The organism is Nonomuraea sp. NPDC005692 (assembly GCF_040631115.1).
Lineage (GTDB): Bacteria > Actinomycetota > Actinomycetes > Streptosporangiales > Streptosporangiaceae > Nonomuraea.
The window spans coordinates 23,299-35,880 of sequence record NZ_JBEXYU010000012.1 but is presented as its reverse complement, the minus strand read 5'-3'; the positions used below and the strand labels follow the sequence as shown (position 1 = coordinate 35,880).

Sequence of the window (12,582 nt, the reverse complement as noted above, 5' to 3'; positions counted from 1 at the left end):
ATCACATGAGCTCCCTGTCGACGAACGCGGCGGCTGCGGGCAGCAGCCTGGTGGCCTCCTGCTCGAAGAACGTGCGGGCCTTCTCGCCCGGCCAGCCCGCGGGCAGCAGCTCGGCCGGCAGCCCGGGGTCGCGGAACAGGAAGTTGCGCCAACCGTGCACCAGTCTGCTCCTGGTGGCGAACACCCGGTCGGGCGGGGCGTCCTCGGGCAGGGTGCTGATCAGCGTGACAGCTTCGGCGTGCCAGTGCTCGTACGCCTCGCCGATGGCCGCCAGGTCCCAGGCCCGCGCCACCAGCTCGCGCGGGTCGCCCTCCAGCGCCGCGTCGAACCGGTCGGCCCGCACGCCCTCGCCCTCCAGCAGGTTGTCCAGCTCGATGGAGGAGCGCGGCCCGATCCACGTCGTCTCCGACAGGCAGGCGTAGCCGAGGAAGGTCAGGTCGGCCCTGATCCGCTCGCGGCGCTGGCGCTCCCTGACCGGCTCGAAGACGATCACGTGCCAGCGGCCGTGCCAGGCGAGTGTCCCTGATCGGTAAATTCTCAACGCTGCCTCATCAAGGCGCCTGACACACTTCGGGGTGAGTCCGTAGCCGGCTCCCTGAGGCAGCCGCAGCGGGCGCAACCAGCCCTGCCGGACCATCCGCGAGACCGCCGTGCGGACGGCCGGAGCGGCGATTTCCAGGGGGTTCATGAGCCGTACGAGCGCGGCCACGGTCGCCTGCCCACCGCGCGAACGCAGGTGGTCTCCGTACAGGTCGAAGAGAGCGGCGCGAGCGTGCACGAAGTCCAGTTTGGACGCCATCGCCTGCCTCGACAACGCATTCTGGGAGGAGATCGTTACCCATGAGGGCTCTCGATGCGGGAGAATAGGACATCACAGAAGACGTGAATGCGCCGACCACCCCCTCGGGCGGTCGGAAATCGCGGGCCGCGGGAGCCCAAGGCAGGAAGGGATGCACGCATGGCGGCGATGAAGCCGCGGACCGGCGATGGTCCGCTCGAGGTCACCAAGGAAGGGCGCGGCATAGTCATGCGGGTCCCTCTCGAAGGTGGCGGCCGGCTCGTCGTGGAGATCTCCGCCGACGAGGCAAAGGCGCTCGGCGAGGCGTTGAAGAACGTCGTCGGCTGAGCGCTCCCGAGACAACCTGATCCTCCGACCCTGGCGTAAGTCCGGCGCCAGGGTCGCTGACGTTTGGAGGGCTCCGTGCCCATCGAGACCACCGTCACCGCGGTCGCCGAGGTTCGCGAGGGTGCCGAGCTGCTGGCCGTGCCCTACACCTCCGACCTGCGTCCCTCTGTCGAGCCGTACGTCGAGCTGCACCTTCCGGTCGCCGACCTGCTGGCCCACTACGAGGCCAAGGGGGAGGCGGGGGAGATCGTCGAGGTCCCGGTGGCGCGGGCGGGCGGCGTCGGGCGCGTGCTCCTGTACGGAGTGGGCGACGGCTCGCCGCGGGCGCTGCGCAGGGCCGGCGCGGCGCTGGCGCGCAAGGTCAAGGGCCGCGACACGCTGACCGTGGTGCCGCCCGAGGGCGACGTCGCGGCGTTCGTCGAGGCGGCGCTGCTGGCCGGATACACCTTCAAGATCGGCAAAGAGGGCAGGAAGGGCGTGCGGGCGATCGAGTTCGCCGGCGCCGACGAGGAGCCGGTGCGCCGGGCCGAGGTCGTGGCGGAGGCCGTCGCGCTGGCCCGCGACCTGGCCAACATGCCGTCCTCGGTCAAGCATCCCGCCTGGCTCGCCGAGCGCGCCGCCGAGCAGGGCCTGCCGGTGCGGGTGTGGGACGAGGAGCAGCTCCAGGCCGAGGGGTTCGGCGGCATCCTGGCCGTCGGGCGCGGCTCGGTCCGGCCGCCCCGGCTGATCCAGCTCTCCTACGTCCCCGAGCAGCCGGCCGAGCGGCACGTCGTGCTGGTGGGCAAGGGCATCACGTTCGACTCGGGCGGCCTGTCGCTCAAGCCGACCGAGAACATGAAGACCCAGAAGACCGACATGGCGGGCGGCGCGGTGGTGATCGCCGTGCTGGCCGCGCTGGCCCGGCTGGGCGCCCCCGTACGCGTGACGGGCCTGATCGCCGCCGCCGAGAACATGCCGTCCGGCACCGCCCAGCGTCCCAGCGACGTCATCAGGCACTACGGCGGCCGCACGGTCGAGGTGCTGAACACCGACGCCGAGGGCCGGCTCGTGCTGGCCGACGCGCTCGCCTACGCCGACGCCGAGCTCGACCCCGACGCGGTGGTGGACATCGCCACCCTCACCGGGGCCATCTCCGTGGCGCTCGGCCGGAACGTCGGCGCCGTCTACGCCTCCGACGAAGACCTGGCCGCCCAGCTCCTGGCCGCCGGCCAGGCCAGCGACGACCGGCTCTGGCGCATGCCGCTGATCGACGACTACGCCCCGGCCCTGGAGTCCTCGATCGCCGACCTGGCCAACGTCGAGAGCGGCTCCCGCTACGGCGCGGGGTCCATCACGGCGGCGCTGTTCCTGCGGGAGTTCGCGGGCAAGCGCCCGTGGGCGCACCTCGACATCGCCGGGGTCGGCCGCAGCACGGTCGACGAGGGCACCCTGACCAAGGGCGCGACCGGGTTCGGCGTGCGCGTGCTGCTGGAGTGGCTGACCCGGGGCTGACCCGGGGCCCGGCTCTGGCTAGTCGGCGATCTTCACGGCGGCCAGCAGGCCGTCGCCGAGGGGCATGAGCACCGACCGCAGCCGGTCGTCGCCCTGCACCAGCTTGCCCAGCTCGCGCAGCGAGACCGTGTCGGGGTCGCGCTGCGTGGGGTCGGCCACCCGGTCGTGCCACAGGGCGTTGTCGAAGGCCACCACGCCGCCGACGCGCAGCAGGCGCACCGCCTCGGCCAGGTAGTCGGCGTACTCCTGCTTGGCGCCGTCGGCGAAGACCATGTCGTAGCCGCCGTCGGACAGTCGGGGCAGCACGTCGAGCGCCCGTCCAGAGATCAGCCGCACCCGCCCGCCGGAGAAGCCCGCCTCCGCGAACGCCTGCCGGGCCAGCCGCTGGTGCTCGGGCTCGACGTCGACGCTGGTCAGCGTGCCGTCGCCGCGCATGCCGCGCAGCAGCCACAGCCCCGAGACGCCGCAGCCGGTGCCGATCTCGACGACCGACTTGGCGTTGACGACGGTGGCGAGGAAGCAGAGCGCCGCCCCGCCCCCGGGAAGGATGGGCACCGCACCCATCTCCAGCCCGCGCTGACGCGCCGCGTGCAGGATCTCATCCTCGTGATGGAACTGCTCCGCATAGGCCAGAGTGGCCTCCACCGGACTGGTCATCGGCCTCCTCCCCCCACTTTCGTGCGATTGGTCACCGATCGCAGCCTAGGGGAGTCACGCCTGCACGGGAACTCAGGACGGTCCGAAGGCGTTGCAGGTTTAAACGGGCTTTGCCGGTCCGGAAGGCAGGCAGTGCGCACGAAGGGACGAAACCAGGCACTATGACGGTAGCGGTGGTCCCAGAGAGAGGAGTGCTGGTGGACGAAAGCGACCACCAGGCGGATACTCCCGTGTCGTCTGATTGGACGCCTCCCACATGGGAGGAAGTGGTGCGGACTCATTCCGCACGCGTGTACCGGCTGGCGTACCGGCTTACCGGCAATGTCCACGATGCCGAGGACCTCACGCAGGAGGTCTTCGTCAGGGTCTTCAGGTCGCTGTCGAGCTACACCCCCGGCACGTTCGAGGGCTGGCTGCACCGGATCACGACGAACCTGTTCCTCGACATGGCGCGGCGCAAGCAGCGCATCCGGTTCGAGGGGCTGGCCGACGACGCCGCCGAGCGGCTGCGCGGCCGTGAGCCGTCGCCGGCGCAGGCGTTCGACGACGCCCACCTGGAGCCCGATATCCAAGCCGCCCTCGACGCGCTCGCCCCCGAGTTCCGGGCCGCGATCGTGCTGTGTGACATCGAGGGCCTGTCCTACGAGGAGATCGCGGCCACGCTCGGCGTCAAGCTGGGTACGGTCCGAAGCCGTATTCACCGTGGCCGGGCGCAGTTGCGGGAGGCGCTCGACCATCGAGCCCCCCGTACTACCCAACTCCCCCCGACCGTGATCAGTGGGGAGGAAGTCTGATATGGCTCATCTAGGAGAACGCGTTTCGGCGCTCGTCGACGGAGAGCTGAACCACACCGAGCGCGATCGCGCGCTCGCCCACCTGACCTTCTGTGCTGACTGCCGGCGGGAGGTCGAGTCGATGCGGGCGCTGAAGTCGCGCCTGCGCTCGCTCGACGGCCCGGCGATGCCGGCCGATCTCACCATGTCGCTGCTGCGCATGGCGGAGCCGGGTGGGCCGCTGCCGCCGAGGGAGCGCCCTTTCCCTACCCGTACGTTCGGGGGGGTGCCCATTCCTGGGCCCCACAGCATCGCGCCCCTGGACAACCGCCCGCGCAGGGACGCCACCGCTGGGGCCTCGGGCCCTGGGCGGGGCGGTAGGCGGCGCGGCGCGTACGTCGCGGTGGGCGTGGTGTCCGCCGCGGTCGCACTCGGCACCTTCTTCGCGGTCTCGGGCACAGGGCCCCAGACCTCGCCGCCGCCGGTCGAGCTCTGGCGGGTCCCGCACTCGCCGGCCACCAGCGCGCCGCCGACCGCCACGCCCTGAACCGGGGGCTCGCCTGGGATACTCGGGTGGCGTAGTCGACGATGCTTGGGGCATACGATCTGGGTTCGGGATTTGTCACAAACAAAGCCTTTTATGACCCTCGTATGCCGCCAGAACGAAGATTGCGGTGGCCGAGCAAGGAGTGGTGAGACGTAGATGACCGACGAGACGCGCCCGGGCGAAGGACGCACGACGTCGGACTTCCCCGAGCCACAGGGCCGGCCGGAGTTCCTGCCCGCCGACGAGCCGGGCGAGCAGGCGGACCGTCGGTCCGACCCGCCCGCCTCGTTCGGCGCGTCCTGGGGCGACCCGTCGGGCCGCCCTGACAGCCAGGGTGCGTCGCCGTACGAGTCGCCCGGCCGCTCCGACGGCCCGGGTGCGTCGCCGTACGAGTCGCCCGGCCGTACCGACAACCCGGTGTCGCCGTACGAGTCGCCGGGCCGTTCCGATGGCGTGCCGCCGCACGACGGGGGGACGCGGGCGTACGAGGGCCCGTCCTTCGAGAGCCCCGCCGGGCCGCACGGGTTCCAGAGCCCCGGCGGCACGCGGACCTACGAGACCCCCTCCTTCGGGCCGGCGGAGACCGGGCCGCGGCCGATGCAGCCACCGCCCTTCATGGGTGCGTACGGCGGCAACCAGCCGCCGCCGCCGCGGCAGGCCCTGGGCATGGGCCCGGGATGGGCCCCGCCGCCGCCCCAGGGCGGGCCCGGCGCGGGCGCGATGCCCAGGCGCGGGCTCAACGTCGGCGTGCTGATCGCGATCGCCGTGGTCATCGCGCTGGTGGCCTCCGTGCTCGGCAGCCTCGGCACGTACCTGCTGACCAGGTCGGGCAGCAGCGGCACCGACCCGTCCTACAGCCTCGGCCCGGCCCCGACGGGCGCGACCAACAGGGCGCCCGACTCGGTGGCCGGCGTGGCCGCACGGGTCCTGCCCAGCGTGGTCTCGCTGGAGGTCGGCAACGGCACCAACACCGAGGGCGCCTCCGGCTCCGGATTCCTGATCAAGAACGGCTACGTGGTGACCAACAACCACGTGGTCGCCATGGCCGCCAAGGGCGGCGAGATCCGGATCATGTTCAACAACCGCAAGACCACCGCGGGCCGCATCGTCGGCCGCGACCCGGGCTCCGACCTGGCCGTGGTCAAGCCCGAGGAGACCTTCGGCACGCCGGAGATCACCCTCGGCAACTCCGACCAGGTCGTGGTGGGCGACCCGGTGATCGCCATCGGCTCGCCGCTCGGCCTCAGCGGCACGGTCACCACGGGCATCGTCAGCTCGCTCAACCGTCCGGTCATCGCCGGCGACGAGACGGGCGCCGCCACCGAGGAGCCCGCCTACATCAGCGCCATCCAGACCGACGCCGCCATCAACCCCGGCAACTCCGGCGGCCCGCTGGTCAACGGCCGGGGCGAGGTGGTCGGGGTGAACTCGGCGATCGCCACGCTCAGCCGTTCGGTGAACAGCCAGAGCGGCAGCATCGGCCTGGGCTTCGCGATCCCGGTGAACCAGACGCGGCGGGTGGCCGAGGAGCTGATCACCACGGGCAAGGCCAAGCGTCCCAAGATCGGCATCGTGCTGGACAAGGACTACAAGGGCCAGGGCGTGCGCATCGCCTCCGAGCCCGCCGAGGGCCGTCAGCCGGTCGACGCCAACGGTCCCGCCGACAAGGCCGGGCTGAAGGCGGGCGACGTCATCCTGGAGGTCGACGGCCTGGCGCTGCAGGACGGCAACGAGCTGATCGCGTTGATCCGCAGCAAGGCGCCGGGCGCCAAGCTCACGATCAAGTACCAGCGTGCCGGCCAGGAACGCACCGCCACCCTCACCATCGTCGCCGACGATCAACCGGCTCCCACCCCGTCCTGAGTGATATGACCCATGGGGGACGGTTCAGCCACGGGCTGGAGCCTTTAGTCTGTGGAGAGGATTGTGGACTGCGGGTAGGAGCGTACGGTGTTCGGACTCGGGTGGATGGAGGTCGGAGCGCTGATCGTCATCGCGCTCCTGGTCTTCGGTCCTGACAAGTTGCCGCAGGCCGCCTCGCAGGCGGGCAAGACACTGCGCAACCTGCGGCGCATGGCCAACAACGCGCGCGACGACCTGCGGGCGGGCCTCGGGCCGGAGTTCCAGAACTTCGACCCCGCCGACCTCAACCCGAAGAACTTCGTCCGCAAGCATCTCCTCGACGAGCTGGAGGACGACTGGAACGGCCGCCCCAGAGATCTGGAGCCAGCCGCCGTCGCGTCCTACGACGCCCCTGAGCCGCCGTCGGAGCTCGGCATTGGCGAGCTGCCCCCCTACGACTCCGAGGCCACCTGACACGCCCTGCAGACGCGCGACGGGCCCGCTCAGCTTTCGCTGGGCGGGCCCGTCTTCCGTGGGAGGGTCAGGAGCGGTTGGGCGAGAGGCCGAGCTGCATGCCCTTGATGCTGGAGGAGCGCTTGCTCAGACCGGCGGCGATCTTCCGCAGCTCCGCGGCGGCGGGCGAGTCGGGGTCGGTCAGCACCAGCGGCTTGCCCTCGTCGCCGCCCTCGCGCAGGCGCAGGTCGATCGGCACCTGGCCGAGCAGCGGGACGCGGGCGCCCAGCGTACGGGTCAGGGCGTCGGCGACGGTCTGGCCGCCGCCCTCGCCGAACACGGCCACGCGCTCGTCGCAGTGGGGGCAGGGCAGCCAGGACATGTTCTCGATGACGCCGGCGATCTGCTGGTGGGTCTGGGCGGCGATCGAGCCGGCCCGCTCGGCCACCTCGGCGGCGGCCTGCTGGGGCGTGGTCACGACCAGGATCTCGGCCGACGGGAGCCGCTGCGCCACCGAGATGGCGATGTCGCCGGTGCCCGGCGGCAGGTCGAGCAGCAGGACGTCGAGGTCGCCCCAGTAGACGTCGGCCAGGAACTGGTGGAGCGCCCGGTCGAGCATCGGGCCGCGCCACACGACCGGCGTGTTGCCCTCGGGCTTGAACATGCCGACCGAGATGACCTTGATGTCATGCGCCGACGGCGGCATGATCATGTCCTCGACCTTGGTGGGACGCTCGGCGGCGCCCAGCATGCGAGGAATGCTGTGACCGTAGATGTCGGCGTCGACGATGCCGACCTTGAGGCCGTTGGAGGCCATCGCGGCGGCCAGGTTGACGGTGACCGACGACTTGCCCACGCCGCCCTTGCCGCTCGCGACGGCGAAGACGCGGGTCAGCGAGCCGGGCTGGTTGAAGGGGATCTCCTTCTCCGGGCCCCGGTCGCCCCTCAGCTTGGTCTGCAGGACCTTGCGCTGCTCGGTGCTCATGACGTCGAGCTCGATCTGGACGTCCGTCACGCCGTCGACCTTGCCGACCGCCGTCTTCACGTCGCGGGTGATGGTGTCCTTCATCGGACAGCCTGACACGGTGAGGTAGACGCCCACCCGGACCGCGCCGTCGGGGGCGATCTCGATGCTCTTGACCATGTCGAGGTCCGTGATCGGGCGACGGATCTCGGGGTCGATGACGGTGGCGAGGGCGACCGTCACCTGTTCCTGGGTTGGTGCCATCGAAGTCTCGGCACGAGGGAGTGCCGTCCCTCCTTAGTCGGTCTATGTGTGACAGGCGCTGAAAGCCAGTGAGAATGCCCCTCCATGGTATGAACCCGGGGGGCCGCTCGGTTAATCCGCGCTGTTAGGTGTCTGTGCAACAACGTCTAAGGTTACTGCGTGACTCTGCTGCGCGACGAGGGGCTCACCGCCGAGGAGCTGGCGGTCTGGCGGATGTTGCAGCGGGCCCAGGTGCGCATCGCGCGCCGCCTGGAGGCCGAGCTGCTGGTGGCCCACGACCTGCCGCTGGCCTCGTACGAGGTGCTGGCGCAGCTCGCCGAGGCGCCGGGGCGGCGGCTGCGGATGAACGACCTGGCCGACCGCGTGCTGCTCTCGCGCAGCGGGCTGACCAGGCTGATCGACCGGTTGCAGCGGCACGGGCTGGTCGGGCGGGAGGCGTGCTCCGACGACGCCCGGGGGCTGTTCGCGGTGCTGACCGAGCCGGGCGCCGCGCGGCTGGCCGAGGCCACGCCGACCTACGTGCGCGGGGTCAAGAACGAGTTCCTCGACCTGCTGGGCGCGGGCGACATCGGCGAGGTGCGGGCGCTGCTGGCCAGGCTCGACGTCACTGACGTTTGTTGAGCTCCTCCAGCAGCCGGCCGAGCTCGGCGCGCAGGTAGTCGCGGGTGGCGACCTCGTTGAGTGCCAGGCGCAGGCCGGCGATCTCACGGGTGAGGTACTCGATCTCGGCCTGGTTGCGGTCGGCGGACTCGCGGTCCTGCTCGTACTGGATGCGGTCGCGGTCGTCCTGGCGGTTCTGGGCGAGCAGGATGAGCGGCGCGGCGTAGCTGGCCTGGAGCGACAACATCAGCGTGAGGAAGATGAACGGGTACGGGTCCCACTTGAGCGCCGGCGGAGCGGCGATGTTCCAGATCACCCAGATCGCCACGAACACCGTCATGTAGACGATGAAGCGGGCCGTGCCGAGGAAGCGGGCGATGCGTTCCGAGAGGCGGCCGAACGCCTCGGGGTCGTAGTGCGGGCGCAGCGAGCGGCGCAGCGCCCGAGGCTGGTCGAGCCGGTCAGTGGTCACGGTCGTCCCCCTCGCGCCAGTCGTCGGGAAGCAGGTGGTCAAGGACGTCGTCGACGGTCACCGCGCCGACCAGCCTGCCCAGCTCGTCCACGACCGGGGCGGCGACCAGGTTGTAGTTGGCCAGGAAGGCGTGGACCTGGCGCAGGGTGAAGTCGGGCCTGATCGGGTCGAGCGAGGGGTCGAGCACGCGGCCGAGCAGCGTCGAGGGCGGCTCGCGCAGCAGCCGCTGGAAGTGCGAGACCCCCAGGTACGTGCCGGTCGGCGTCTCGGTGGGCGGCCTGGTCACGTAGACCTGGGCGGCGACGGCGGGCGGCAGGTCCTGCTGGCGGATGTGGGCCAGCGCCTCGGCCACCGTCGCGTTGGGCGGCAGGACGACCGGCTCGCTGGTCATCACGCCGCCGGCGGTGTCGTCGGCGTAGGTCAGCAGCCGCCGCACCGGGGCCGCCTCGCCGGGCTCCATGAGCGCCAGCAGCCTGGCCGCCTGGTCCTCGGGCAGGTCGTGCAGCAGGTCGGCGGCGTCGTCGGGGCTCATCTCCTCCAGGACGTCGGCGGCCCGCTCGGGTTCGAGGGTGCCGAGGATGCCGATCTGGTCGTCGGGCGGCAGCTCCTCCAGCACGTCGGCCAGGCGGTCGTCGGCGAGCTCGCGGGCGATCTCGATGCGCCGCTTGCTGGGCAGCTCGTGCAGGGCGCTGGCCATGTCGGCGGCGCGCAGCGACTCGAAGGCGGCGATCAGCCCGGCCGCGCCCTGGTCCTTCTGCAGGGTGTCGAAGCCGGACACCTCGGTCCAGCCGACCGTCCTGGGCTCGCGCCGGCGGCCCTTGAAGAGCGCGACCTTGGTGATCTCCCACCGGGACGGCAGGGTCTCCTCCATGGCGACGTCGTAGACGGTCATGGGCTCGTCGCCGACGCGTACGGACAGGTCGAGCACCTCGCCGATGACCAGGGTCTCCGAGGCGCGCTGCTCGAACCTGCGCATGTTCAGCCGCCCGGTGAAGACGACGGCGCCGGCCTCGATGCGGCGTACGCGGGTGATCGGCAGGAACACCCGGCGGCGCGGCTGCACCTCGACGACCATGCCGTGCACCTGGGGATTGCCGGTGATGCGCAGACCTACCACGACGTCGCGGACCCGGCCGATCTGATCGCCCGTGGGGTCGAAGACGGGGGTCCCCGCCAGCCGGGCCACGAAGATCTTCACGTGGGCCAGGCTAACAGTGAGACGCCGTTGCGCCCCGGTTGCCTGGCATGTCAGTATCAAACGCATTTAACGCTGATTACTGGGCACTAGGGGTAGACCATGAGGCTGGCGGGGCTCGCACTGGCATTCGTGTCGTCGTGTTGTTTCGCGTTCTCCGGGCCGATGGCCAAGTACCTCATCACCGCCGGACTGGCGCCGGTCGAGGCCGTCTGGACCCGGATGGCGGGCGCCGGGCTGCTGCTGGTCGCGGTGCTGGCGGTGGTCAAGCCGCGGGCCCTGCGCATCCCGCGGGCCCGGCTGCCGTTCCTCGGGCTCTACACCGTGATGGCCGTCGCGGGCGTGCAGTCGCTCTACTTCGTCGCGATCACCCGGCTGCCGGTGGGGATCGCGCTGCTGCTGGAGTTCATGGCGCCGGTGATGGTGGTGGCCTGGGTCAGGCTCGTCCGCAAGGTACGCCTGGCCGGGGCTGCGTACGTCGGCGCGGTGATCGCGTTCGTCGGCCTGGCGATCGTCGTCGAGGCGTGGCAGGGCATGCGCCTGGACGCGGTCGGACTGCTCCTCGGCCTGCTGGCCGGGGCGTGCTGCGCCGGTTACTTCCTGATGGGCGACAGCATGGGCCCCGACATCGACCTGCTCGGCCTGGTCGCCTGGGGCATGGTCGGCTCGGCCGTCGTGCTGATCCCCTTCGCGCAGCCCTGGGACATCCCCTGGGAGGCCTTCACGGTCTCCGTCGCCCCGCAGGGCGGCACGACCCTGCCGGTGCTGGGGGCGTACCTGTGGCTGGTGCTGGTGGCGACCGCGCTGGCGTACATCCTCAGCATGAACATGGTGCGGCGGCTGTCGGCGGCGGTGGGGGCGACGGTCGCCTCGCTGGAGGTCATCGGCGGCGCGGTGGTCGCGTGGGCGCTGGTCGGCGAGACGCTGGGGATGTTCCAGATCGTCGGCGGGCTGATCGTGCTGAGCGGCGCGCTGCTCGCCCAGACCGCCACCTCGGGCGGCGCGCCGGCCCCCGTCCCGGACCGGCCGGCCGAGGTCACCGCCCAGGTGTGAGCCCGGCCGCCGTGGGGTCGCCGCGTGGCGGGTGCGGGTCGCCGCGGCCGGGCGTCAGCGTTCCGGCGTGAGGCGCAGGACGGTCGAGTCGCGGGCCCAGCGCTCGGTCAGGTGCTCGCTGTCGGGGGCGTTGAGCCGCTCCTTGGCCAGCACCGCCACGGCGTCGGCCGCCGCGGCCTGGTCGACGACCGAGACCGCCGCGTCGAACTCCACCAGCCGCGCGCCGTTGTCCTTGCTGCGCAGCGTCACGCGCACCCGGTCGAGCGCGCCGAGCCCCGGCAGGTCCTGCTCGCCGCCGCCGGTCACGAGGTAGATGGCGCCGTCGTGCCAGGCGTGCCAGGCCAGGCGCGGGCGGTCGAGGGCGAGCCAGAGGATGCCGGACTTCTTGGCGCCCTCCTCGATGGCCGCGATGTCGTCGCTCACGATCAGACTGTAACCCCCCGAACCGCTCGGGGCCCGCGCGCGTTTCACCGGTATGCGGTCGTTCATCCTCGTGCTCGCCCTCGTCGCGGGCTGCGGCGCCACCGGCCCCGAGCCGCCGTCCGCCTGCGGAACCTCCGCCCGTACCGGCCCGCTGGACACGCGCGTCCTGCGGCAGACCGTGTACGACTACCCGGCGTCCCCGACGCCCGAGGCGCTCGCCGGGAAGGTGGAGACCGTCGTCACCGGCCACGTGACGGGCTGGGTCGCCGGGCCCGTGGTCGAGGAGGGCATCCCGGGGGACCGCACCCGGTACGTCGTCATGCGCTCCCGGGTCGGCGAGCGGCTCAAGGGCGCCGCCTCGGACGTCGCGGACGTCGCCTTCTACCAAGGGGCGGCGGTGGACGACGAGGGCACGCCGGTCCACAGCGTGGCCGACTTCGCGCGCGCGGTGCCCCCGGGCACCCGGGTGCTGCTGTTCATGAACCGCGCCAGACCGACCGGCAAGGTCGTCGAGGGACGTTCGGTCGCCTATTCCACGCCCCCGCAGGGCGTGATCCTGCACGAGGTGACCGACGACCCCGGCGGCCGGGCCGTCGGCGGCCGGGACGAGATCTTCTCCTCGACCGGCTGGAACCAGCCGTGCGGCATCGACGGCCTGATCGCCCGCCTGCGCGCCCACGGATTCACCGGCTGAACACTTTGCCCTTTTCTGGTGTCCGCCG

The 12,582-nt window shown here is 71.6% G+C and carries 15 protein-coding genes; 9 read left to right on the top strand and 6 right to left on the bottom strand.

The window, feature by feature from the left end; all coding sequences use genetic code 11:
• Window position 1: 1 nt before the first annotated feature.
• Window positions 2-799, bottom strand: a complete 798-nt coding sequence (locus ABZ459_RS24680; RefSeq protein WP_357974334.1) for a PaaX family transcriptional regulator C-terminal domain-containing protein — start codon at window positions 797-799, stop codon at window positions 2-4.
• A gap of 159 nt (window positions 800-958) precedes the next feature.
• Here ABZ459_RS24680 and ABZ459_RS24675 point away from each other — a divergent pair, with 159 nt between their 5' ends.
• Window positions 959-1,126 (top strand): DUF3117 domain-containing protein, encoded by a 168-nt coding sequence (locus ABZ459_RS24675; protein ID WP_020545024.1) that lies wholly within the window; start codon window positions 959-961, stop codon window positions 1,124-1,126.
• Window positions 1,127-1,201: 75 nt separating this feature from the next.
• The gene (locus ABZ459_RS24670; RefSeq protein ID WP_357974332.1) at window positions 1,202-2,617 is read left to right on the top strand and encodes a leucyl aminopeptidase; all 1,416 of its coding nucleotides are present in this window, start codon (window positions 1,202-1,204) and stop codon (window positions 2,615-2,617) included.
• 18 nt (window positions 2,618-2,635) lie between these two features.
• Here ABZ459_RS24670 and ABZ459_RS24665 read toward each other — a convergent pair whose 3' ends face one another.
• Complete coding sequence (locus ABZ459_RS24665; RefSeq protein ID WP_357974329.1) at window positions 2,636-3,274, bottom strand: O-methyltransferase; 639 nt, start codon at window positions 3,272-3,274, stop codon at window positions 2,636-2,638.
• A 161-nt stretch (window positions 3,275-3,435) separates the two neighbouring features.
• Here ABZ459_RS24665 and sigE point away from each other — a divergent pair, with 161 nt between their 5' ends.
• The 4 genes from sigE (at window position 3,436) to ABZ459_RS24645 (ending at window position 6,910) form a co-directional block, all read left to right on the top strand.
• A complete protein-coding gene (gene sigE, locus ABZ459_RS24660; RefSeq protein WP_352325382.1) occupies window positions 3,436-4,068 on the top strand; it encodes an RNA polymerase sigma factor SigE in 633 nt (210 codons plus the stop codon).
• A gap of 1 nt (window position 4,069) precedes the next feature.
• Window positions 4,070-4,594 carry an anti-sigma factor gene (locus tag ABZ459_RS24655; protein ID WP_357974326.1) on the top strand — a complete coding sequence of 175 codons (525 nt, stop codon included), beginning with the start codon at window positions 4,070-4,072 and terminating at the stop codon, window positions 4,592-4,594.
• Between the two features lie 156 nt (window positions 4,595-4,750).
• The gene (locus ABZ459_RS24650; protein ID WP_357974323.1) at window positions 4,751-6,457 is read left to right on the top strand and encodes a trypsin-like peptidase domain-containing protein; all 1,707 of its coding nucleotides are present in this window, start codon (window positions 4,751-4,753) and stop codon (window positions 6,455-6,457) included.
• 87 nt (window positions 6,458-6,544) lie between these two features.
• On the top strand, window positions 6,545-6,910 hold the full coding sequence (locus ABZ459_RS24645) for a sec-independent translocase (protein ID WP_357974320.1): 366 nt from the start codon (window positions 6,545-6,547) through the stop codon (window positions 6,908-6,910).
• 67 nt (window positions 6,911-6,977) lie between these two features.
• Here ABZ459_RS24645 and ABZ459_RS24640 read toward each other — a convergent pair whose 3' ends face one another.
• Window positions 6,978-8,117: a P-loop NTPase gene (locus ABZ459_RS24640; protein WP_357974317.1), complete on the bottom strand. Its 1,140-nt coding sequence runs from the start codon at window positions 8,115-8,117 to the stop codon at window positions 6,978-6,980.
• A gap of 159 nt (window positions 8,118-8,276) precedes the next feature.
• Here ABZ459_RS24640 and ABZ459_RS24635 point away from each other — a divergent pair, with 159 nt between their 5' ends.
• Window positions 8,277-8,738, top strand: coding sequence for a MarR family transcriptional regulator (locus ABZ459_RS24635; RefSeq protein ID WP_357974315.1), 462 nt, complete (start codon window positions 8,277-8,279; stop codon window positions 8,736-8,738).
• Here ABZ459_RS24635 and ABZ459_RS24630 read toward each other — a convergent pair.
• Together ABZ459_RS24630 and ABZ459_RS24625 are read right to left on the bottom strand one after the other, a co-directional pair.
• Entirely contained in the window at window positions 8,722-9,189 is a 468-nt protein-coding gene (locus tag ABZ459_RS24630) for a DUF1003 domain-containing protein (RefSeq protein ID WP_357974312.1), read from the bottom strand. The two genes, ABZ459_RS24635 and ABZ459_RS24630, sit on opposite strands and share 17 nt — an antisense overlap.
• Window positions 9,179-10,381 carry a CBS domain-containing protein gene (locus ABZ459_RS24625; protein WP_357974893.1) on the bottom strand — a complete coding sequence of 401 codons (1,203 nt, stop codon included), beginning with the start codon at window positions 10,379-10,381 and terminating at the stop codon, window positions 9,179-9,181. The genes ABZ459_RS24630 and ABZ459_RS24625 overlap by 11 nt, the downstream gene beginning before the upstream one ends.
• Before the next feature lie 105 nt (window positions 10,382-10,486).
• On the opposite strand from ABZ459_RS24625, the gene ABZ459_RS24620 reads away from it, so the two are divergent.
• A complete protein-coding gene (locus ABZ459_RS24620; RefSeq protein WP_357974308.1) occupies window positions 10,487-11,437 on the top strand; it encodes an EamA family transporter in 951 nt (316 codons plus the stop codon).
• Window positions 11,438-11,491: 54 nt separating this feature from the next.
• On the opposite strand, the gene ABZ459_RS24615 is transcribed toward ABZ459_RS24620, so the two are convergent.
• Window positions 11,492-11,860, bottom strand: coding sequence for a hypothetical protein (locus ABZ459_RS24615; RefSeq protein WP_352319219.1), 369 nt, complete (start codon window positions 11,858-11,860; stop codon window positions 11,492-11,494).
• Between the two features lie 52 nt (window positions 11,861-11,912).
• Between ABZ459_RS24615 and ABZ459_RS24610 the strand changes: the two genes are divergently transcribed.
• On the top strand, window positions 11,913-12,554 hold the full coding sequence (locus tag ABZ459_RS24610) for a hypothetical protein (RefSeq protein WP_357974305.1): 642 nt from the start codon (window positions 11,913-11,915) through the stop codon (window positions 12,552-12,554).
• The last annotated feature ends 28 nt before the right edge of the window (window positions 12,555-12,582 follow it).

Bases quoted from the DNA above. Each gene is read 5' to 3' on its own strand.
- ABZ459_RS24680 (WP_357974334.1), bottom strand. From the start codon at position 799: ATGGCGTCCAAACTGGACTTCGTGCACGCTCGCGCCGCTCTCTTCGAC.
- ABZ459_RS24675 (WP_020545024.1), top strand. From the start codon at position 959: ATGGCGGCGATGAAGCCGCGGACCGGCGATGGTCCGCTCGAGGTCACC.
- ABZ459_RS24620 (WP_357974308.1), top strand. From the start codon at position 10,487: ATGAGGCTGGCGGGGCTCGCACTGGCATTCGTGTCGTCGTGTTGTTTC.
- ABZ459_RS24655 (WP_357974326.1), top strand. From the start codon at position 4,070: ATGGCTCATCTAGGAGAACGCGTTTCGGCGCTCGTCGACGGAGAGCTG.
- ABZ459_RS24650 (WP_357974323.1), top strand. From the start codon at position 4,751: ATGACCGACGAGACGCGCCCGGGCGAAGGACGCACGACGTCGGACTTC.
- ABZ459_RS24665 (WP_357974329.1), bottom strand. From the start codon at position 3,274: ATGACCAGTCCGGTGGAGGCCACTCTGGCCTATGCGGAGCAGTTCCAT.
- ABZ459_RS24610 (WP_357974305.1), top strand. From the start codon at position 11,913: ATGCGGTCGTTCATCCTCGTGCTCGCCCTCGTCGCGGGCTGCGGCGCC.
- sigE (WP_352325382.1), top strand. From the start codon at position 3,436: ATGACGGTAGCGGTGGTCCCAGAGAGAGGAGTGCTGGTGGACGAAAGC.
- ABZ459_RS24640 (WP_357974317.1), bottom strand. From the start codon at position 8,117: ATGGCACCAACCCAGGAACAGGTGACGGTCGCCCTCGCCACCGTCATC.